21 protein-coding genes are annotated in these 18,143 nt (G+C 63.9%); 9 read left to right on the top strand and 12 right to left on the bottom strand.

Annotation, left to right across the window (positions count from 1 at the left end; all coding sequences use genetic code 11):
- Positions 1-46: 46 nt before the first annotated feature.
- From I6L45_RS04095 to I6L45_RS04080, 4 genes are read right to left on the bottom strand one after another with little or no spacing between them, the layout of a single operon-like run.
- The gene (locus tag I6L45_RS04095) at positions 47-571 is read right to left on the bottom strand and encodes a protein disulfide oxidoreductase (RefSeq protein ID WP_216983511.1); all 525 of its coding nucleotides are present in this window, start codon (positions 569-571) and stop codon (positions 47-49) included.
- A gap of 3 nt (positions 572-574) precedes the next feature.
- A complete protein-coding gene (locus I6L45_RS04090; protein WP_216983510.1) occupies positions 575-1,312 on the bottom strand; it encodes a DsbA family protein in 738 nt (245 codons plus the stop codon).
- Positions 1,313-1,322: 10 nt separating this feature from the next.
- Complete coding sequence (locus tag I6L45_RS04085; protein ID WP_216983509.1) at positions 1,323-3,362, bottom strand: protein-disulfide reductase DsbD; 2,040 nt, start codon at positions 3,360-3,362, stop codon at positions 1,323-1,325.
- 52 nt (positions 3,363-3,414) lie between these two features.
- Positions 3,415-3,789 carry a hypothetical protein gene (locus I6L45_RS04080; protein WP_216983508.1) on the bottom strand — a complete coding sequence of 125 codons (375 nt, stop codon included), beginning with the start codon at positions 3,787-3,789 and terminating at the stop codon, positions 3,415-3,417.
- 163 nt (positions 3,790-3,952) lie between these two features.
- Between I6L45_RS04080 and I6L45_RS04075 the strand changes: the two genes are divergently transcribed.
- The 4 genes from I6L45_RS04075 (at position 3,953) to pspG (ending at position 6,032) form a co-directional block, all read left to right on the top strand.
- Entirely contained in the window at positions 3,953-4,681 is a 729-nt protein-coding gene (locus I6L45_RS04075; protein WP_043757323.1) for a 1-acylglycerol-3-phosphate O-acyltransferase, read from the top strand.
- Between the two features lie 212 nt (positions 4,682-4,893).
- Complete coding sequence (gene pspA / locus I6L45_RS04070) at positions 4,894-5,556, top strand: phage shock protein PspA (RefSeq protein WP_216983507.1); 663 nt, start codon at positions 4,894-4,896, stop codon at positions 5,554-5,556.
- Positions 5,557-5,558: 2 nt separating this feature from the next.
- Positions 5,559-5,765 (top strand): PspC domain-containing protein, encoded by a 207-nt coding sequence (locus tag I6L45_RS04065; protein ID WP_043757374.1) that lies wholly within the window; start codon positions 5,559-5,561, stop codon positions 5,763-5,765.
- A 48-nt stretch (positions 5,766-5,813) separates the two neighbouring features.
- Positions 5,814-6,032, top strand: coding sequence for an envelope stress response protein PspG (gene pspG, locus I6L45_RS04060; RefSeq protein WP_216983506.1), 219 nt, complete (start codon positions 5,814-5,816; stop codon positions 6,030-6,032).
- A gap of 86 nt (positions 6,033-6,118) precedes the next feature.
- Here the strand turns inward: pspG and I6L45_RS04055 are convergent, their stop codons facing one another.
- Positions 6,119-6,454, bottom strand: a complete 336-nt coding sequence (locus I6L45_RS04055) for a GIY-YIG nuclease family protein (protein ID WP_216983505.1) — start codon at positions 6,452-6,454, stop codon at positions 6,119-6,121.
- Positions 6,451-7,344, bottom strand: a complete 894-nt coding sequence (gene rarD / locus I6L45_RS04050; protein ID WP_216983504.1) for an EamA family transporter RarD — start codon at positions 7,342-7,344, stop codon at positions 6,451-6,453. Before rarD ends, I6L45_RS04055 begins: the two co-directional genes overlap by 4 nt.
- A gap of 100 nt (positions 7,345-7,444) precedes the next feature.
- Between rarD and I6L45_RS04045 the strand changes: the two genes are divergently transcribed.
- Positions 7,445-8,026: a uracil-DNA glycosylase family protein gene (locus I6L45_RS04045; RefSeq protein WP_216983503.1), complete on the top strand. Its 582-nt coding sequence runs from the start codon at positions 7,445-7,447 to the stop codon at positions 8,024-8,026.
- A 10-nt stretch (positions 8,027-8,036) separates the two neighbouring features.
- Here I6L45_RS04045 and I6L45_RS04040 read toward each other — a convergent pair whose 3' ends face one another.
- Positions 8,037-8,891 carry a DMT family transporter gene (locus I6L45_RS04040; protein ID WP_216983502.1) on the bottom strand — a complete coding sequence of 285 codons (855 nt, stop codon included), beginning with the start codon at positions 8,889-8,891 and terminating at the stop codon, positions 8,037-8,039.
- Between the two features lie 91 nt (positions 8,892-8,982).
- Here I6L45_RS04040 and I6L45_RS04035 point away from each other — a divergent pair, with 91 nt between their 5' ends.
- The gene (locus tag I6L45_RS04035) at positions 8,983-9,900 is read left to right on the top strand and encodes a LysR substrate-binding domain-containing protein (protein WP_043757344.1); all 918 of its coding nucleotides are present in this window, start codon (positions 8,983-8,985) and stop codon (positions 9,898-9,900) included.
- A gap of 6 nt (positions 9,901-9,906) precedes the next feature.
- On the opposite strand, the gene znuB is transcribed toward I6L45_RS04035, so the two are convergent.
- Positions 9,907-10,686: a zinc ABC transporter permease subunit ZnuB gene (gene znuB, locus I6L45_RS04030; protein WP_216983501.1), complete on the bottom strand. Its 780-nt coding sequence runs from the start codon at positions 10,684-10,686 to the stop codon at positions 9,907-9,909.
- 9 nt (positions 10,687-10,695) lie between these two features.
- The gene (gene znuC, locus I6L45_RS04025; RefSeq protein ID WP_043757349.1) at positions 10,696-11,460 is read right to left on the bottom strand and encodes a zinc ABC transporter ATP-binding protein ZnuC; all 765 of its coding nucleotides are present in this window, start codon (positions 11,458-11,460) and stop codon (positions 10,696-10,698) included.
- Between the two features lie 94 nt (positions 11,461-11,554).
- Here znuC and znuA point away from each other — a divergent pair, with 94 nt between their 5' ends.
- Complete coding sequence (znuA, locus tag I6L45_RS04020) at positions 11,555-12,487, top strand: zinc ABC transporter substrate-binding protein ZnuA (protein WP_216983500.1); 933 nt, start codon at positions 11,555-11,557, stop codon at positions 12,485-12,487.
- Between the two features lie 76 nt (positions 12,488-12,563).
- Complete coding sequence (locus I6L45_RS04015) at positions 12,564-13,235, top strand: transglutaminase-like cysteine peptidase (RefSeq protein WP_043809034.1); 672 nt, start codon at positions 12,564-12,566, stop codon at positions 13,233-13,235.
- Here the strand turns inward: I6L45_RS04015 and I6L45_RS04010 are convergent.
- Both I6L45_RS04010 and I6L45_RS04005 read right to left on the bottom strand, forming a co-directional pair.
- Positions 13,230-14,171, bottom strand: a complete 942-nt coding sequence (locus I6L45_RS04010) for a TAXI family TRAP transporter solute-binding subunit (RefSeq protein WP_216983499.1) — start codon at positions 14,169-14,171, stop codon at positions 13,230-13,232. The genes I6L45_RS04015 and I6L45_RS04010 overlap by 6 nt on opposite strands.
- Positions 14,168-15,463 (bottom strand): LapD/MoxY N-terminal periplasmic domain-containing protein, encoded by a 1,296-nt coding sequence (locus I6L45_RS04005; protein WP_216983498.1) that lies wholly within the window; start codon positions 15,461-15,463, stop codon positions 14,168-14,170. Before I6L45_RS04005 ends, I6L45_RS04010 begins: the two co-directional genes overlap by 4 nt.
- 267 nt (positions 15,464-15,730) lie before the next feature.
- On the opposite strand from I6L45_RS04005, the gene mepM reads away from it, so the two are divergent.
- Positions 15,731-17,068, top strand: a complete 1,338-nt coding sequence (gene mepM, locus I6L45_RS04000) for a murein DD-endopeptidase MepM (RefSeq protein ID WP_043757360.1) — start codon at positions 15,731-15,733, stop codon at positions 17,066-17,068.
- 59 nt (positions 17,069-17,127) lie between these two features.
- On the opposite strand, the gene I6L45_RS03995 is transcribed toward mepM, so the two are convergent.
- Positions 17,128-18,072, bottom strand: a complete 945-nt coding sequence (locus I6L45_RS03995) for a D-2-hydroxyacid dehydrogenase (RefSeq protein WP_134695259.1) — start codon at positions 18,070-18,072, stop codon at positions 17,128-17,130.
- Positions 18,073-18,143: the final 71 nt, after the last annotated feature.

The raw sequence follows: 18,143 nt of genomic DNA, 5'->3' as shown, positions 1-18,143 counted from the left end.
CCCGGTAGCGATACCGGGCTCTTTGCATTTCTTGCGTGGCGACGGTTTACCAGCTGGCCCACAGCAGCCGCAGCTTGAGCCCCCAGCGGCTGCTCCAGCCCGTGGTGCTGCTCACCAGCTGCCCATCCCTGACGATGAGGAAGGTGGGGGTCACCCCCACTTCCCAGCGCTCGGCGAGGGCCCCGGACGCATCGTTGTGGGTGGGAAAGGCGAGCCCTTTCTTCTCCATCCCCGCGTGCAGCCGGGTGTCGTCGCCGGAGCGCAAGGCTACCGTCAGCACGTTCTCCCCCTCCTGCCAGAGCCGGTCCACGGTCGGCGTGGTGAAGCGGCACACCCCGCACCAGCTGGCCCAGTAGTAGACCAGCAGCGGCCGGCCCTGGCTCAGGGTCGCGAGATCCGTGGTGGTTCCATCCTGCAGGGTGAGGGAGGCGGTCATGGCGCCCTCCGGCAGACTGGGGCCGCGCCACAAATCCAGCAGAGTGGAGACGACCAGCGCCATCAGCAGCAGCCAGAGCGCTTCCTTGCCCCAGCGCCGCCAGCGCGGTGCCTTTTCAGCGGCATCCTCAGCCATGGTTTAGCTCCGCTTGGCCAGCTCGGCTTTCACCAGCTGATCCAGTTCGTCATAGGAGATGGCGCCCGGCACCAGCTGGTTGCCGATAAGCGTCGCCGGGGTGCCCTGCACGCCCAGGAGAGTGCCGATGCGCAGGCTGTTGCGCAGCTCCTCGGTCGCCTTGGCGTTGGGGGTGAGGCTCAGGTTGTCGGTGGCGGCCAGCGCCTTGTTGATGTCCGTCTCGGTTAGCATGCCCTGCTTGCTCATCAGCTTGTCGTGCAGGGGGAGGAAGCGGGCGGGATCCTGCTGCCACAGGGTGAGGCTGTACTGGGCCGCCTTGGCGGAGCTCTGGCCCTTGAACGGCAGCAGCTTGATGACCAGCCCCAGATCGTCCGGATAGGCCTTGAGCAGCTTGGTCAGCTGGGGATCGAACTGCTTGCAGTAGGGGCAGTTGTAGTCGGTGAACAGCACCAGGGTCAGCTTGGGGTTCTTGGCCCCCAGGCGCGGGCTGGTGGCGCTGTTGAACAACACATCCCGGTTGCCCTTGATGAAGTCACCAAGCTGGGACGCCTGGGCTGCGGCGTTCTGCTTCTCCCAGGATTCGGCCGCCTCGTCGAGGATCTTCGGGTTCTGGACCAGGGTCTCGCGGATCAGCTCCTTGATGCGGGCCTCCTGCTCCGGGGTGAAGGGGGCGGCGTGCAGGGCCGGGGCCAGCAGGCTGGCAGAGAGGGTGGCGATCAGGGTCAGGGTAGGCAGTTTCATGGCATTCTCCTTAGAACTGGGAGGCGGGCTGGATGAGGCCGGCCTTTTTCAAGACGATGAGCAGGTCAGCCCTGTCCAGCAGGGGGGAGAGGATTTCTCCCTCTGGCAGACCGGGCCCGTAGATCTGGTTGAAGGGGACGGCGGCCGCGCCGCGCTGGCGCAGGAAGGCCGAGATGGCGTCGTTCGGCCGGCTCCAGTCGCCGCGCAGGGCCACCACGTCCGGTGCCGACAGGGCGCTCTGCACCTCATCGCGCAGCAGCACGTTGTACTTGTTGGCCTTGCAGGTGACGCACCAGTCGGCGGTGACGTCCACGAAGACCCGTTTGTTCTGGGCCAGGGCGTCGGCGATGGCCCGCTCGGAGAGGGGCTGCCAGGCCACCCGGTCGACGCCGCCAGACCCCTGCGCGGTGAGCGCGCCCCCCAGCAGCAGGGCGCCGCCGATGAGGGCCGAGAGGGCGAGGGCCAGCGTGGCGCCCCGGATGCCGTAACGCCAGAGGATGCCCACCAGCAGCAACAGCACCATGGCCGCCATCAGCCAGCCGGTCGCCGTGCTGTCCAGGTGGTTGCCGAGCAGGCTCGCCAGCCAGAGGCTGGAGCCCAGCATCATCAGGCCGAGCAGGATGCGCAGGTGCCCCATCCAGCGACCCGGCTTCGGCAGCCAGAGGGCGAGGCGGGGCAGGGCCGCCACCAGCAGCCAGGGCAGGCTCATGCCAAGGCCGAGGGCCGTGAAGATGAGCCAGAGCTGGCCGAGGGGCGCCGCCAGGGCAAAGGCCACCGCGGTGCCGAGGAAGGGGGCGGAGCAGGGAGTCGCCAGCAGGGTGGCGAAGCTCCCCTGCAGGAAGTGCCCGCCCAATCCGTTACCGCCGCGGGTGGCGAGACGGGTACTGAGACTGCTCGGCAGCCTTATCTCGAACAGCCCCAGCAGGTTGGCGCAAAACAGCAGGGTCACCGCCACCATGAAGCCGATGAAACCGGCGCTCTGGAACTGGATCCCCCAGCCGACGGCGCCCTGGGTCGCGCGCAGCAGGCTGCTCATGGCCGCCAGCACCCAGAAGGAGGCGAGGATACCGGCGCTGGCGGCGAGGAACTGCCTGCGCACCTGTCGCTGTTCCCGTTCCTGCTGCTGCAGCACGGTGCCGAGTTTCAGGGCCAGCACCGGCAGCACGCAGGGCATCAGGTTGAGGATGAGACCGCCGAGCAGCGCAGCCCCCAGCAGCCAGAAGAGGGGGTGACCCTGGGTGGGCAGGGCCAGCGGCCCGGCTATGGTGGCACTGGTCTGCCAGGCTTGCTCGCCGCTGGCGAGCAGCAGGCCGAGGCGCTGGCCGCGCAGGTCGGGGGCATCCCCCTGCCAGCCGTCGCTCACCGGCACCCGGGCGATCAGGGTGTTGCCCTGCACGTCTATCACCGGCTTGCCGAACTCGGCTCCCTCCAGGGCGTCGATGAAGAGGGACGGGGCCTGCCAGCCGTCCGCCCGCTCGGCGCGCAGCTGCAGCTGGTTGTGCTGGTAGCCGAGCGCGACCCGTGTGTCGGCGGGCAGGGGCTGGGGCAGCGTGCTCATGGCCTGGGCCCAGGCGAAGTCGAAACCTGCGGGCGCCTGCCCATCCACCGCCAGGGTGAAGGGGTAGTCGGTCAGGATGCAGACGTTGCTGCAGGTGGAGAGGCGCAAGGTGCCCGTGAGGGGTTGCCCGGCCGGATAGCTGAGGCTCAGGGGGAAGCGCACCGCCTCGTCGTAGCCCTGGGTGCTGAGCCCGGCCACCTCGAAGGGGCGCGGCGTGGGCCAGTGCCACTGGAAGTCGCCGACCGGACCATCCCACAGGATCTGGGGCGCTATGCCCCCTTCACCCGGGCTGTGCCAGTAGGTCTTCCAACCCGATTCGAGGGCGACCTCGAGCAGGATGCGGGTGTGGTCCGGCGTGCTGCGGTCGGCCTGCAGCCGCACTTTGGCGTGATCGTTCCGGGGGCTGGTGAGCCAGCCGGTGTCGCCGGCCAACCCTGCGGATTGCCACAGCAAGCAGCCCAGTAACAGGGTTGCCTTGAAGAGATTTGACATCTTGTTGTCTCGCAAAGAAATGAATGACGGTGGATGAGAGAAACCGTCGAACTCATTCCCGCCAGACGCAGAGGGTGAGATGAAGACGCCGTTCGGGCGGGGAGATGACCCTGGGTGGGGGCAGAGGGGGGGCGTATCGCCAGAGCGGTGCCAGCAGGGCGACCACCAGTGCCACCGCGAAGAAAAGCTGTTCGACGCTGAGCAGGGTGGTGGCGCTCAGCCACTTGCCGTTGAGCTGGCAACTGGTGGGGTGCGGACTGGGGCTGGCATCGGCCTGCTTGTCGTCCGTCACCTGGGTGAGCTGGATCTGGCAGCCGATGGCCTGATCGAGCAGGGCGAGGCGGGCCAGCGGCTGGGCAGCGCAATTGAGCACCAGCAGGCAGACCAGCAGCAGGAGTCGTTTCGCCACGCGTTGTTGGTGAATCATGCTCGCCCCGTTCATCAAGATGGGCACATCCTAACGGCCAATGGCGGGAGGGGCAAGTCGGGGTGCGGATGGCCGTCCGGGGCTGGTCGGTTCTGTTTGGCGAACGCTTGTTCGCTAAAAGGGGGACCAGTATACTGCGCCGAATCACATTTCGAGGTGTTCGATGCTCAAACTTGCCCGTGTGCTGCTGCTGGCCCTGCTGCTCGTCTTCTGGTTCGTCTTTGGCCTGTTGCTCTGTCTGGTGCGCCCGCGCCATCCGAACAACGTCTATGTCTTCGCCCGCATGTACCACGCGGTCTGCCCCCTCATCGGGCTCAAGGTGCGGGTCACCATTCCGGACGAGGTCAAGTCGGTGGGCCCGGCGGTCTATGTCTGCAACCACCAGAGCAACTTCGACATCTTCACCGTGACCGGTGCGGTGCGACCCGGCGTGGTGGCGGTGGGCAAGAAGAGCCTGCTGTGGCTGCCCTTCTTCGGCCTCATCTTCTGGCTCTCCGGCAACGTGCTGATCGACCGCTCCAACCGCTCCCGCGCCATCGGCACCATAGGCCAGGTGGTGGATCGCATCAAGGCGCGTGGCACTTCCATCTGGATGTTCCCGGAGGGGACCCGCTCCCAGGGGCGCGGCCTGCTGCCGTTCAAGGCCGGCGCCTTCCATACCGCCGTCCAGGCCGAGGTGCCCGTGGTGCCCATCGTCTGCTCCAGCTATTTCGGCCAGGTGGATCTGAACCGCTGGGACAACGGCGAGGTGTTGCTGGAGATGCTGCCTCCCCTGTGCTCCAAGGAGCACGGCGCCGCCGGCATTCGTGAGCTCTCCGACACCTGCCGGGCGCAGATGGAAGCCAAGCTGGCGGAGCTGGACGGCAAGCTGGGTCACCGCCCGGCGGCCTGAGCCAGCCACAGCTGACAGAGAAAAGAGGGAGCCAGGGGCTCCCTTTTTTGTTGGTAAATATCGCCATAAAGGTGGTTTTTTTCACCACGCCAGGCCGGCTAGTAGCGAGCCTGAAATTCATATCCATATGTAAAACAACGATAATTTATCTTGGCACGGCTCTTGTAATGTCATGGGAAGAGATTGTCATCCCATCAACAAGGAGCCAGACCATGAGCGTATTCAGCCGCCTGACCGACGTGATCAATGCCAACCTGCACAGCCTGCTCGACAAGAGCGAAGAGCCGGAGAAGATGCTGCGGCTGATGATCGAGGAGATGGAGCAGGTCCAGATCGAGATGCGTACCCAGGCCGCCCGCGTCATCGCCGAACAGAAGCAGCTGGAGCGCCATCAGCAGGCGCTGCGCAACCAGATCCAGGAGTGGTCGGCCAAGGCCGAGCTCGCCATCCAGAAGGGCCGGGAAGATCTCGCCCGCGCCGCCCTCACCGAGAAGCTGGCCGAGGTGAAGCAGTGCGAACGGCTGGAAGAGGACAAGGCCCGGGTGGCCGAGGTACTGGCCCAGCTCACCGCCGACAGCGAGCGGCTGGCGGCCAAGCTGACCGAAGCGCGGGAGAAGCAGAAGCTGCTGACCCTGCGGGAGCAGACCGCCCACAGCCGCCTTCGTGCCCGCGCCCAGGTGGACAACCAGCGCATGCACGAGCTGGTGGCCCGTTTCGACGGTTTCCAGAACCGGGTCGATCAGCTGGAGGCGCAACTGGAGGCGGCGACCCTGGGGCAGAATCCGTCCCTCGAGGCCCAGTTCCGCGAGCTGGAGCTGAACGACGAGATTGAGCGGGAGCTGGCCCGCCTGAAAGGCCACAAGGCGGAGGCGTGATCATGACTCCCTGGCCCAAGGACCTGGCCCATCGCAAGCTGACCGGCGTCTGCGCCGGTCTGGCCAAGGGGCTCGGGATCTCCAGGGTGACGGTGCGGGTGGTGGCCCTGCTCACCCTGATCCTGATGCCACCGCTGGCCCTGGCCCTCTATCTACTGGCGGTGCTCGTCATGCCGCCCCGTCGTGAATTGAAGCGCTGGCTGGAGTGATCCCAGGATCCGTCCCGCCTGCAAGTGAAAGCCTGTGAGGAGCACAACATGCTGGAATTTATCGTCTTGATACTGGTGCTGATCGGCATGGCGCTGACCGGATTCACCGTGCTGGCCATGCTGCTGGTGAGCGGGCTCTTCGTGCTGTTTGGCGCCCTGGCCGGCATGTTTGCCCTCATCATCAAGCTGGCGCCCTGGTTGCTGCTGGTGCTGGTGGTGTGCTGGTTGCTCAGCAACAGGCGCAAGCAGTCGAACACCTACCGTTAAGCCTCCCTGACACTTTTCGGCCACCGCTTGCGGTGGCCTTTTTCATGGGGCGGGTGAGGGGAATCGCGAGTCTTGGGGTGGTGACTTCAGTTAGCCTGGGGAGCCGGCACGGGCTCGGCGGGGGCGTTTAGCCAGGACTGGCTCCAGTCGTGCCATTGCGCGGGATTGAGCACCAGACGCTCCTTGAACGCCTTGCTCTGCTGCTTGAGGCGGTACTCGAGGCGCAGTGCCTCCCCCTTGCCCGGGACTTCCTGCTGCCACACCAGGGAGAGGGGCCCCTTGCCGCGCAAGGCTCTGGCCCCCTTGCCGCTCTGGTGCTGGCGCAGGCGCCGCTCGGGATCCGTGCTGATCCCCGCATAGAGAGCCCCTGCGCCGGTGCGCACCAGATAGACAAACCAGCGGGATGACGGGGCGGCGGTCATGACGCTCGCCACCCGGCCCGCTGGCGCCGGAGCCGGTGCAGGGGGAGCAGGCTGACCAGCAGGCCGGCCCAGACGAAGGCGAATCCCACGGATTTCACCGGATCCGGGATCTCGCCAAACCAGAAGATGGCGAGCAGGAAGGCGAGGCTCGGCTCTATGTATTGCAGCAGCCCCACCGTGCTCATGGGAGTGCGCGTCACGGCATAGCAGAACAGGCCGACCGGCAGCAGGGTGGCGGGGGCGCTGCCCATCAGCAGCAGTCGCTCGGTCCAGTCACCGGCCATAAACTGGCTGGCGCCTTGCAGGGAGAGCCAGCCGATGATGAGAAGGGCGACGGGCAGCTGCACCAGGGATTCGAGATAGAGGCTGCTGCCGGCGTCCAGCTTCACCTGCTTCTTGATGAGGCCATAGAGGGCGAAGTTGGCCCCCATGATGAGGGAGAACCAGGGCAGCTGGCCGTAGGAGAACAGCATGTAGGCGAGCCCCGCCAGCGCCAGGGCCACCGCCAGATGCTTCTGCGGGGTGAGCCTCTCTTTCAGGAAGAGGACGGCAAAGGCGATGTTGAACAGGGGCGTCATGAAGAAGGCGAGGCTGGTGGCCAGCACCTGGCCCGTGGTCAGACACCAGGTGAACATGCACCAGCTGATGGACATGACGGGGCCGGCCAGCAGGATGAGGCCGAGCTGGCGGGGTTCGCCGCGCAGGGTCGCCCAGGGCACCCGGTGACTGAGCAGCAGGAACAGGCCGGCCAGCAGCACCACGGACCAGAGTACCCGGTGGGAGAGCAGCTCCCACATGTTGATCTCGGGCATGAACTGGTAATAGAGGGGTAGCATGCCCCATAGCACGAATGAGAGGGCCGCGCTGCCGGTGCCCATCCAGTTCTTCATCTCTCTCCGTTTATTAAACTAAACAATGGCGGCTGCATGATAAGTATCCGCTGACACTTTCACAAGCGGGAGCGGGGGAAAACTCTGGTACTATCTGGCCATGAACCAACTCGATTCCCTGTTTGAACAGATCCGGGCCTGCCGCCTGTGCGAGGCTCACCTCCCCCTGGGACCGAGGCCGGTGATCCGCGGCAGCGAGTGCGCCCGTCTGCTGATCATCGGCCAGGCTCCGGGGACCCGGGTCCATGCCAGTGGCATTCCCTGGGACGACCCTTCCGGTGATCGGCTGCGCCAGTGGCTAGGAGTGGACAAGAGCGTCTTCTACGACGAATCCCGCCTCGCCATCATGCCCATGGGGCTCTGTTACCCCGGCCGGGGCAAGTCGGGAGATCTGCCCCCCAGGCCCGAGTGTGCGCCGACCTGGCACGACAAGGTGTTGATGCTGCTGCCCAATATCGAGCTGACCCTGCTTATCGGCCAGTATGCGCAAGCCTATTACCTGGGCAAGGCGGGCAAGGAGACCCTCACCGAGACGGTGCGACACTGGACGGACTATGGCCCGGCCTGGTTGCCGCTGCCGCACCCGTCCCCGCGCAACACCCTCTGGCTCAAGAAGAATCCCTGGTTCGAACAGGAGGTGGTGCCTCACCTGCGGCAGAGGGTCGCCCCATTCTTGGGGTAAACCGCGTCTCCTAGAGCGCCGGTTCGACCTGGGGCTTGGGTTTGCGGGCCATGGCGATGAGCGGCAGTATGATGCACAGGCACCCCAGCAGCAGCGGCAGGCCGGGTTGCTCGTCGAACAGCCAGACCCCGATGGCGACCGCCATCAGCAACCCCGTGTACTCTGCCGAGGCGATCTTGCTCGCCTCTGCCTTGCGATAGGCCATCACGCACAGCCCCGCGTAGACCATGATCAGCGCCGAGGAGCCGAAGGCGGGCCACCACATCTGCCACTGCCACTCTCCCCCTTCCCACCAGGCCAGCGCCAGGATGAGGGGCATGCTCAGCACGTTGGTGAAAAACAGGGTCTGGGCGATGGGCTGCTGGAGCGGGATCCGCTTGATCAGCAGGTTGTTGAGCGCCAGGGAGAGGGCGACCCCGAGCGCCGCCAGGGCGGCCCAGTTCACCTCGGTCGGGCGCAGCACGATGAGCACCCCGACAAAGCCGAGCAGCGCCGTCAGCACTTTCTGGCGCGACAGCGCCTCCCCCGCCAGCCAGACCGCGAGCGGCACCATCAGGAGCGGCGCTGCATAAAAGAGGGCGTTGGCGGTGGCGAGCGGCAATCGGGTGAGGGCGACCACCATCAGGCAGACGCCGATGGCCCAGATGTGGGCCCGCAGCAGATGCCACTTGAGGGCCACCGGCGGGTGACGACGCCAGGACCAGAGCAGCCAGGGGGCGAGCAGCAGGGCGGCGGAGAGCTGGCGGAAGAAGACGAACTGGAAGAGGGGCTGGTCCGGTTCCAGCACCTTGACCAGTGCATCGGAAAAGACCGCCACCATGTTGCCCAGCACCAGATAGAGGATGCCTATTCCGACTGCGTTCATACCACCTCCAGATTCAGATGAGAGGAGGGTAGCCCGCCCTCAGTTATCCAGTAAAATGATAAAAAATCACCATGCATGAGAATTTTGGATAATGAAGCTGCCTCCCCTCCGTGCGGTGCAATATTTCGAGGTGGTTGCCCGCCTGCTGAGCTTCTCCCGCGCCGCTCTGGAGCTCAATGTCAGCCAGAGCGCGGTGAGCCACCAGATCCGCCTGCTTGAGGATTTTCTGGGGGAGCGGCTGCTGCTGCGCCAGGGCCGGCTGTTGTCACTGACGCCCCAGGGGGAAGTCTACTTCGAGGGGATCTCCGCCGGGCTCGGCCAGATAGCCCAGAGCAGCGAGCAGTTGCGCGGCGGCGGCGAGATGCGGGTGCGGCTCGCGGTCTACAGCTCCTTCGCGGTGAAGTGGCTGATCCCGCGCCTGGCGGGGCTGCGTCAGCTCCATCCCGAGCTGGATCTCAGCCTGGAGATGGTGGCGGAGGATCCCGAGCTCTCCGACCGGGTGGCGGACGGCTTTATCACCGTCTCCCCCGAGGGGCCGGGCTATCTGCACGACCTGCTCTACCGGGAGCGGCTGATGCCGGTGTGCAGCCGGCGCCTGTGGCAGCAGGTGGAGGGGGAGTGGCCCGCGGCCCTGTGGCAACTGCCGCTGCTCTCCATCCAGGCGATCTACCGGGAGAAGGGGGAGGACTGGCGGCGCTGGGCCGAGGTGGGCGGGCTGACCATTCCCCCCGAGGCGCGGATGCACCACTTCAGCCATATCCTGCTGGCGCTGGAGGCGGCCAGCTGGGATCAGGGGGTGGCGCTCATCAATGACTACATGCTGCGCCCGGAAGACCCGGGTCTGGTGCGGCTGCCGCTGCATGCACTCGAGACCGGTGACAACTTCTATTTCGTCTGCAAGCGCTCGCGGGCCCATGAGCCCGCCATCAGCCGGTTGCGCCAGTGGCTCTGGCAGGAGGCGCAGGCGAGCCTGCGCCCCGGGGAGAATGAGCCGTTCAGGAGAGGGTGAACCGGCTCAGGTGCGCTTGAACTGGCTCAGCACGAACAGACTGGTGGCGCAGACCACGACAGACGGACCGGCCGGCGTGTCCTGATACCAGGAGAGCGAGAGCCCTCCCAATACCGCCAGGCACCCGATCAGGGCGGCAAAGCCGGCCATCTGCTCCGGCGTCTGGCTGAAACGGCGGGCGGTGGCGGCGGGAATGATCAGGAGCGAGGTGATGATCAGCGCCCCGACAAACTTCATCGCCACCGCGATGACCAGGCCAATCAGCAGCATCAGCACGCAGCGCAGCACGTCCACCCGAACCCCTTCCACTCGGGCCAGCTCCTCCGAGATGGTCATGGAGAGCAGGGGATCCCACAGCCGCCACAGGGTGAGCAGCACCAGGGCGCCGCCGCCGTAGATCCAGAGCAGGTCAATGGGCTGCACCGAAAGAAGGTCGCCAAACAGGTAGGCCATGAGATCCACCCGCACGTTGTCCATGAAGCTCAGGGTGACCAGGCCGAGCGACAGGGCGCTGTGGGCCAGGATGCCGAGCAGGGTGTCGGTGGCCACTTGCTGGTTGCGGCTCATGATCACCAGCAGCATGGCCATGGCGAGGCAGCAGACCACGACCGCCAGGGTCAGATCCACCTGGAGCAGGATGCCGAGCGCGATGCCGAACAGGCAGGCGTGGGAGAGGGTGTCGCCAAAATAGGCCATCTTGCGCCAGACCACGAAGCTGCCGAGAGGGCCTGCCAGCAGGGCGATGCCGAGGCCGGCCGCGAGGGCGTATAACAGAAAGCTGTCCACGGGGTGATCCTATTTGTTGCGAGAGGGCAGGCGGATGACGGGGGCCTGCGGTTCATGGTGGTGATGTTCGCCATCGCAGTGGTGATGGTGGGTGTAGACCGCGAGGACTTCCCGCTCCGGCCGGCCGAACAGGCGGGCGAACTCGGGGTGTCGGGCCACGCTCTCCGGCTCGCCGTGGCAGCAGACGTGGCGATTGAGGCAGATCACCTCGTGGGTGCTGGCCATCACCAGGTGCAGGTCGTGGGAGACCATCAGCACGGCGCAGTGGAACTCGGCGGCGAGCTGGCTGATGAGGGCGTAGAGCTCGATCTGGCCCGTGATGTCCACCCCCTGCACCGGTTCGTCCAGTACCAGCAGCTCGGGTTTCACCAGCAGGGCCCGGGCCAGCAGCACCCGCTGCATCTCGCCGCCGGAGAGCTTCTGCATCCGGTTGTCCAGCAGATCCTGGGCGCCGACCCGGGTCAGGGCCTCCTCGATGGAGAGGCGGCCATTCTTGCCGAGCTGCAGGAAGCGGCGCACCGTCAGCGGCAGGGTGGGATCCAGATAGAGGCGCTGCGGCACATAACCGACCCGCAGATCGCGGCGGCGGGTGATCTTGCCGGAATCCGGTGTGAGCAGGCCCAGCACCAGTTTGCTCAGGGTGCTCTTGCCCGCGCCATTAGGGCCGACGAGGGTGGTGATTTTGCCTTTGTTCAGGGTAAAGGAGACCTTGTCGAGCACGGATCGCCCGTCAAACGACAGACAGACCTCTTTCAGCTCCACCAGTTGGGTCATGACAGCTCCGGGGTTTACAGCCTGTGAGAGTTATAATATAACAGCGATGTTGGTTTGTTATATTATCACACACATACTCCCTGACGAGACCCCTATGCGAATTCTTGCCCTGATCACTGCCTTGCTGGCGGTGAGCCTGCCTGTCCGTGCCCTAGAGGTGCTGACCACCATCAAGCCCCTCGGCTTCATCGCGGCGGCGACCACCGACGGCGTAAGCGAGCCCAAGGTGTTGCTGCCGACCGGCGCCTCCCCCCACGATTTTTCCCTGCGTCCTTCCGACATCCGCAGCATCAACGACGCCGGCCTGGTGGTGTGGGTCGGCCCTGAACTGGAAGGTTTCATGGCCAAGCCACTGGCTAGGCATCCCCATGCCCTGACCCTGACTCAGGTGTCGGGCATGCCCCTGTTCAACTACGCCACCCAAGCGAATCACGACGACCATGATCATGATGACCACGATCATGGTGCCCATGAGCAGGGTGACCATGACGAAGGACACGAGGGGCACCACCACGAAGGGGTGGATCCCCATCTCTGGCTGGGTCCGACCCAGGCCAAGGTGATCGCCAGGGCGATCGCGACCGAGCTGGGCAAACTGGACCCGGCCAACCAGGCTCGTTATGCCGCCAACCTCGCGGCGTTCGAGCACAAGGTAGATGCCAGGGACAAGGTGATCGCCGAGCAGATGAAGGTGGTCAACCAGAAAGGCTATTTCGTGTTTCACGAAGCCTATGGCTACTGGGAACGCCACTACGGGATGAGTTCCAGGGGGCACTTCACCGTGAGTCCGGAGCGTCGCCCCGGCGCCAAGACCCTGGTGGAGATCCGCAAGGCGCTGGAAGAGAAGAAGGCGAGCTGCATCTATGCGGAGCCACAATTCTCGCCGGCGGTGATCGAGTCGGTCGCCCGCAACACCGGGGCCAAGGTGTTGCTGCTGGATGAGGTGGGCGAGCAGGTGCCGCTCGGCCCGGATGCCTATCCGCAGTTCATGCAGCAGCTGGCCGACGCCTTCGCCCAGTGTCGTTGAGCCACGCCCGACATTTCTGATAGGACTGTCACTGCCAACTATACTGACCTCCAGCATCCGACATGGAGTGTCTGTTATGAAATGGTGGTTAGTTCCCGTCTGCACGTTGGCCCTGCTGGGCAACGTGCAGGCGTCTCGTCTCTCCAAACACGTTGTCAGCCCCGAGCTCAAGGCAAAGATGCAGGCCGTCTATGGGGCAAGGGCTATCCAGCGAGCCGAGGCCTTTTCTCGCCTGCTCACGCCAAGGGCTGGTACGACGGACCAGCAGAAGCTGGAGCTGGTCAACAACTACTTCAACAATCTGACGTACAGCGAAGATCCCAGGCTGTGGGGAGAAGAAGACTACTGGGCCAATCCGCTGGAGTTTATCGGTGCCCGGGGGGGGGATTGCGAGGATTACAGCATCTCCAAGTACTACACCCTGATGGAGCTCGGCGTCGACGAGAAGAAACTGCGGCTGGCCTATGTGAAGGCGATCCGTTACAACCAGTTTCATATGGTGACGCTCTATTTCGCGACGACCAAGTCCGATCCCATGGTGCTCGACAACATCAATGGCCGCATCTTGCCGGGCAGTCAGCGTACAGATCTGCAACCTGTCTACAGCTTCGATGCCAGGAGCATCTGGATCATGAAGTCACGCCGTGATGGGACGCTGGCGGGGAGTGCCGATCGCCTGACCCAGTGGACCTCGATGCAGAGCCGCTTCTCCAGCGACCATCTGCGCACTCCCCGCCGCCAGCTATAGCTTGCCTGCCGCCTTCAACTCCTCGAAGTATTTTGCTGCTCCCGGATGCTGGGTGACGCTCAGCACCGGACCCACCTTGTTGCGGGCCTTGTGGAACAGGTTGGCGTAGCCGTAGGTTTGCTCGTTGAAACTGGTTTGCCGGCTCAGCATGGCTTTGGTCAGGCGATAGACATCTTCGTCTGGCGTGGCGGCATTGGTCACCAGGGTGGCGGCGATGGCAAAGGTCGGGGTTGCCTTGAGGTTGCCGGGATAGATACGCGCCGGCACCTGGCTGCGCTGATAATATTTGACCCCCTTGATCAGCTGATCCCGTGTTTCCCCCTCGATCGGCAGGAAGCGGATGGCGCAGCGTTTCGCGGTCTCCAGGACGATCCGGTTGGGGTGTCCCATCACCAGCCCATAGGCATCGATCTGCTTGCTGCACAGCGCTTCGGAGAGATTGGCCACGCTCTTCAGGTCGAGGTCCTGCTCTCTGGTGCCCAGTGCGTTGAACAGTGCCAATGCCGTCTGGCGGGTGCCCGAGTGTTTCAGCCCCATGTCGATGGGCGCGAGCTTGAGCTGCGCCAGGGTGGTGATATCCCCATCGGCTCGCACCACTATGGTGAAGGGCTCGGCGTGGGTGGCGAAGAGCGTCCGCAATTCGGGTTGGGGTTTTTGGGCGAAAGGCCCGGTTCCGTTGCTGGCTTGATAAAGCCAGTCGGACTGGACGAGGGCGTAGGGTATGTCACCTGTCTGCAGCAGGTGCAGATTTTCGATGGAACCCGAACTGGCCTGCGGCTTGCATTGCGACCCGGGGTCACTCTTTTGGGCCAGCCGGCAGAATTCCTTGATGACCTGGTAATAGATGCCCTGCTCACCCCCCGTGCCTATGGTCAGCATGGCGGCATGCAGACCGGGTTGCCACAGCAGGGCCAGCAACAGCAGTGGGGTTCTCATACGGCCTCCTGGGCATAACCATCGATGCCCCAGTTGCGCAGGGTGTCCACGTCGCTCACCTCGCTGGCTTCGGCGAGCAGGGTATAGCCGGAAGCATGGAGGCACTGGGAGAGCAGGTTCCAGTAGAGGGGGGCCTGGGTCAGCTGGCAGCAGATGAAGACGGGCCTGACGGGGTCGAGCTTGGCCAGGTTGTCGTTGCTCATCGGCACATTGCTGAAGGCCATCTCGACGCCTTGGGCTCGCAGTGTATCCAGTCGCTCCTCGGCGAGGACAGGAAAGGCTGACAGATCCCAGCGCCAGTCCAGGGTCCTGCCTCTGGCGCCGGCCAGGACGGGCGCAAACTGTGCCCAGTCGGGATGGCTGAGCAGACTGAGAGGCAGCTGGAGCCCCTCCGCCTTCTGGGCAAGCCAGTCGTGGATCAGGGACCGGATCTCGTCGGGCGAGCTGTCCGTGCCGGGGGGATGTTTGGGCAGGAGCCGGCTATACAGCCTGATGCTGCCCTGGGTGGAGACGAAGTGTTGCAGGTACATGTCACCTGCGGTGTCGATCAATCCCGTCAGCTTCTGATGGGCTGACGGGGTGGCCTGCTTGCCGAGCTGGGTGATCTTGAGCCGTTGTTGCAGCAGATCCCGTTTGCGTTCCGAGACCAGCTGGTTGATGGACGCGACGACCTCCTTCAATTCGCGCAGCCAGGGAGTGGGCAGACTGCCGCTGAACTGGCGTTGGCGAAGCTGCGTCAGTTGCAGGCTGACTTGCTCGAGCGGACGCAGCAGGCGATGGCATACCCAGGTGATGATGAGGGTAAAGACCAGCACACCGGCGAGCAGTGCGAGCCCGGTGCGGCTGATGGCATTCCACAGGTGCTGGTAGGCATATCCCTCGTGCCCTTCCAGGGTGAGGGTGCCGAGGATCCGCCAACCATCGGTCAGCTCCTGCTCCACCTTGACCGGTGGCATGTGGACCAGGGAGGGGAGCCAGCTCGGCACGTTCTGCTGTGCAGAGTGGAACACCCTCTGGAACAACGGCTGGCCGTCCGGATCCAGCAAGACGACGGAGCTGACAAACCCACCGTCGAACATGGCGTTGACGATGGTTTCCGCGAGGACTTTGTCATCATTGAGCAGGGTGCCCTGCAGCACCAGACCGAGCGCCGTGATGGAGGTCTCAAGATTGGCGGACATCTGGTCGAGAATAGATTGCCGGACCGTGGTGATCTCCAGCAGCAGCAGCAAGGCGGCACCGATGGCGAACAGAACCACAATGATGATGTTTAACAATTTTGCCAATGACATACCCACTCCATGGAAATGTTTTTGCAACATGTGCGGGGCCAGGGGGCCACGCAACCGGACAGGGTTCTTAAAAATAGAAAAAAATGGCCCAAAACGACGATCATTTCTGCCCATGCTGGAAGGTTATGCATAAAATGTGAGTTTCGTGCATGTAGGTATGAACTTTTTGTAAGTATTTAGGTCTAACACCCAGATATTCGATTTTCATAATAAAAATTTATAAAGACAGACCCACAACCACCCTTAGATCTAATAACAGGATAGCGGATGAAACGTCTCCGTCCCTTGGTAGCGCAGGCTGCCAACTGGGAACCCCCGGTTCCCCGCAAACACTTTTACGCCATGCTATTGCTCACGGCCATGACGCTGTCAGCGGTAGCCGTATTGCCAGCTCCGGGTGACATCCTGGAGCGGCCACTGCGTCTGGAATTGCCGATTGCCACGACAGGCACGGCCACCAACGAAGACAACACCGACTTCAACGACATCCCGGATCACGAGCTGGTGGAGGCTGCGGCTCCGGATGATGACATTCCGGCCGATGCCACCCCCCAGTGGCAGGATTACCGGGTACGAAACGGCGAAACTCTCACCACCATCTTCAACAACCTGGGGCTGTCCACCACCACCCTCTACAAGGTGCTGGATGCGGATGCCAAGAACAATCTGGCTCGCCTCAAACCCGGTCAGACCATAGAGTTGCTGATCGATCAGGACAACATACTGCAGCAGCTCAAGATCCGCCTGAACATAAAGCAGACCCTGGTGCTGGAGCGCACGGATGACTCCTACAGCGCCAACATGCTCAACGAAGAGGTGGAGTGGCAGCAGAAGAGCTATGAGGGTGTCATCAATGGCAGCTTCTACGTCAGTGCCCGCAACGCAGGGATCCCGGCGAATCACATCCAGAAGATCGCCAACCTGTTCCAGTGGCGCATGAACTTTGCCAAGGATTTGAAAAAGGGCGACAAGTTCAAGGTGCTGGTGAGACAGGAGACGGTCGAGGGCAAGAGCACGGGCAACACCCAGTTGCTGGGGGTCGAAGTGCTCAGCCAGGGCAAGGCGGTGTCCGCCTGGTTGTCCGAGGATGGCAACTATTATGACGGTCAGGCGAACAGCCTGGAGCGCGGTTTCCGTCGTTACCCGACCCACAGCCGCTATCGCGTGAGCTCCAACTTCAACCCGGCACGACGCCACCCCATCACGGGTCAGGTGCGCCCTCACGAGGGGACCGACTTTGCCCTGCCGGTCGGGACGGCCGTCATGGCGACCGGGGACGGTGTCGTGCTCAAGGCCACCCGTCACCCGCTGGCCGGTACCTATGTGGTCATCAAGCATGGCCGTACCCTGACGACCCGTTACCTGCACCTGAGCAAGCTGCTGGTGAAACCGGGTCAGAGGGTGAAGATGGGGGACAAGATCGCGCTCTCCGGCAACACGGGCCGCTCCACCGGTGCCCACCTGCACTACGAGGTGCGGATCAATAACCGTCCGGTGGATGCCATGAAGGTCAAGCTGCCGATGGCGGAACCCCTCTCCGGCAAGGAGAAGCGCCAGTTCCTCGCCAAGGTGAAAAGCTACCGCAAGGAGATGGAGGCGGGTTGATCCTCCTCCCTCGCACAAACGAAGGCCCCGCCAACTGGCGGGGCCTTTTCGTTGGGCGGCTAGTAGCCCTTGTCGAAGTCAATCCGGCCGTCGAGTTGCTGGCCGTCGATGAAGCGGATGTAGTTGCGGATGAAGATCTGGGCCACATCCTCGGGGAAGCTGTAGGCGCTGTTGTGGGGGGTGATGATGAGGTTGGGCTGGCGCCAGAGCGGGCTGTCGGCGGGCAGGGGTTCCTGCTCGAACACATCCAGCACCGCCGTGCCGAGCTGGCCGCCGCGCAGGGCTGCCAGCAGATCCCCCTCGTGGACCGCGCTGCCCCGGCCGACGTTGAAGAAGATGGCGCCCGGTTTGCAGTGGTTGAAGCGATCGGCGGTGAACAGGTGGCGGGTCTCGCGGGTCGACGGCAGCACGCTGACGATGACGTCGGCCTGGGCCAGCATCTTGTTCAGGGCCGGCAACTGATATACCTGATCGAACCCGGCGCACTCATGGCCGCTGTGGCTGATGCCGAGCACCCTCATTCCGAAGTGTTTGCCGGTGTGGGCGATGTGCTGGCCTATGCTGCCGGTGCCGAGCAGCAGCAGGGTCTTGCCTCTCAGCCCCTGATAGGGGTGGCTCTGCCACAGCTTCTGCTGTTGCTGATCACGATAGAGCGGCAGCTGACGGGTGAGACTGAGCAGGTGGCCGAACACGTATTCACTCATCAGCGGGCCGAAAATGCCGCGCACATTGGTGAGCAGGTAGTCACGGCGGCAGCTCGCATCCAGCAGGACGTCGACCCCGGCATAGGTGGACTGGAGCCAGCTCAGCCGGCCGGCCTTGGCCAGCAGGGGTTTGGCCCTCGCCGGCTCGGCCATCAGGATGTGGGCATCGCCGATCAGTTTCTCGGCCTCGCCCTGATTGTCGGCCCGAAGGATGCGCAGATGGGGCAGATTGGCCGCCTTGAGCAGACGCTCGTAGTGGTGGTTGTCCTGGCTGAGCAGAAGCAGGGTACGTTGGCTCATACTCTTGTTCCTTATCATGTTTATGGCAGGGCGATGAGGGTGCTGTACCCATCTTACCCCAGTTGATTGGG

This window comes from Aeromonas sp. FDAARGOS 1415 (assembly GCF_019048365.1).
Lineage (GTDB): Bacteria > Pseudomonadota > Gammaproteobacteria > Enterobacterales > Aeromonadaceae > Aeromonas > Aeromonas taiwanensis.
Note: the sequence above shows the minus strand (reverse complement) of the source record. Positions and strands in the feature narration are given on the sequence as shown.

Excerpts from the sequence above, each read along its gene's own strand:
- I6L45_RS04090 (WP_216983510.1), bottom strand. The coding sequence starts at position 1,312 with ATGAAACTGCCTACCCTGACCCTGATCGCCACCCTCTCTGCCAGCCTG.
- I6L45_RS04015 (WP_043809034.1), top strand. The coding sequence starts at position 12,564 with ATGAAATGGTGGTTAGTTCCCGTCTGCACGTTGGCCCTGCTGGGCAAC.
- I6L45_RS04080 (WP_216983508.1), bottom strand. The coding sequence starts at position 3,789 with ATGATTCACCAACAACGCGTGGCGAAACGACTCCTGCTGCTGGTCTGC.
- I6L45_RS04035 (WP_043757344.1), top strand. The coding sequence starts at position 8,983 with ATGAAGCTGCCTCCCCTCCGTGCGGTGCAATATTTCGAGGTGGTTGCC.
- I6L45_RS04010 (WP_216983499.1), bottom strand. The coding sequence starts at position 14,171 with ATGAGAACCCCACTGCTGTTGCTGGCCCTGCTGTGGCAACCCGGTCTG.
- I6L45_RS04075 (WP_043757323.1), top strand. The coding sequence starts at position 3,953 with ATGCTCAAACTTGCCCGTGTGCTGCTGCTGGCCCTGCTGCTCGTCTTC.
- I6L45_RS04065 (WP_043757374.1), top strand. The coding sequence starts at position 5,559 with ATGACTCCCTGGCCCAAGGACCTGGCCCATCGCAAGCTGACCGGCGTC.
- rarD (WP_216983504.1), bottom strand. The coding sequence starts at position 7,344 with ATGAAGAACTGGATGGGCACCGGCAGCGCGGCCCTCTCATTCGTGCTA.
- pspA (WP_216983507.1), top strand. The coding sequence starts at position 4,894 with ATGAGCGTATTCAGCCGCCTGACCGACGTGATCAATGCCAACCTGCAC.
- I6L45_RS04085 (WP_216983509.1), bottom strand. The coding sequence starts at position 3,362 with ATGTCAAATCTCTTCAAGGCAACCCTGTTACTGGGCTGCTTGCTGTGG.
- znuC (WP_043757349.1), bottom strand. The coding sequence starts at position 11,460 with ATGACCCAACTGGTGGAGCTGAAAGAGGTCTGTCTGTCGTTTGACGGG.
- I6L45_RS04040 (WP_216983502.1), bottom strand. The coding sequence starts at position 8,891 with ATGAACGCAGTCGGAATAGGCATCCTCTATCTGGTGCTGGGCAACATG.
- I6L45_RS04005 (WP_216983498.1), bottom strand. The coding sequence starts at position 15,463 with ATGTCATTGGCAAAATTGTTAAACATCATCATTGTGGTTCTGTTCGCC.
- I6L45_RS04055 (WP_216983505.1), bottom strand. The coding sequence starts at position 6,454 with ATGACCGCCGCCCCGTCATCCCGCTGGTTTGTCTATCTGGTGCGCACC.
- I6L45_RS04095 (WP_216983511.1), bottom strand. The coding sequence starts at position 571 with ATGGCTGAGGATGCCGCTGAAAAGGCACCGCGCTGGCGGCGCTGGGGC.
- znuA (WP_216983500.1), top strand. The coding sequence starts at position 11,555 with ATGCGAATTCTTGCCCTGATCACTGCCTTGCTGGCGGTGAGCCTGCCT.
- mepM (WP_043757360.1), top strand. The coding sequence starts at position 15,731 with ATGAAACGTCTCCGTCCCTTGGTAGCGCAGGCTGCCAACTGGGAACCC.
- I6L45_RS03995 (WP_134695259.1), bottom strand. The coding sequence starts at position 18,072 with ATGAGCCAACGTACCCTGCTTCTGCTCAGCCAGGACAACCACCACTAC.
- pspG (WP_216983506.1), top strand. The coding sequence starts at position 5,814 with ATGCTGGAATTTATCGTCTTGATACTGGTGCTGATCGGCATGGCGCTG.
- I6L45_RS04045 (WP_216983503.1), top strand. The coding sequence starts at position 7,445 with ATGAACCAACTCGATTCCCTGTTTGAACAGATCCGGGCCTGCCGCCTG.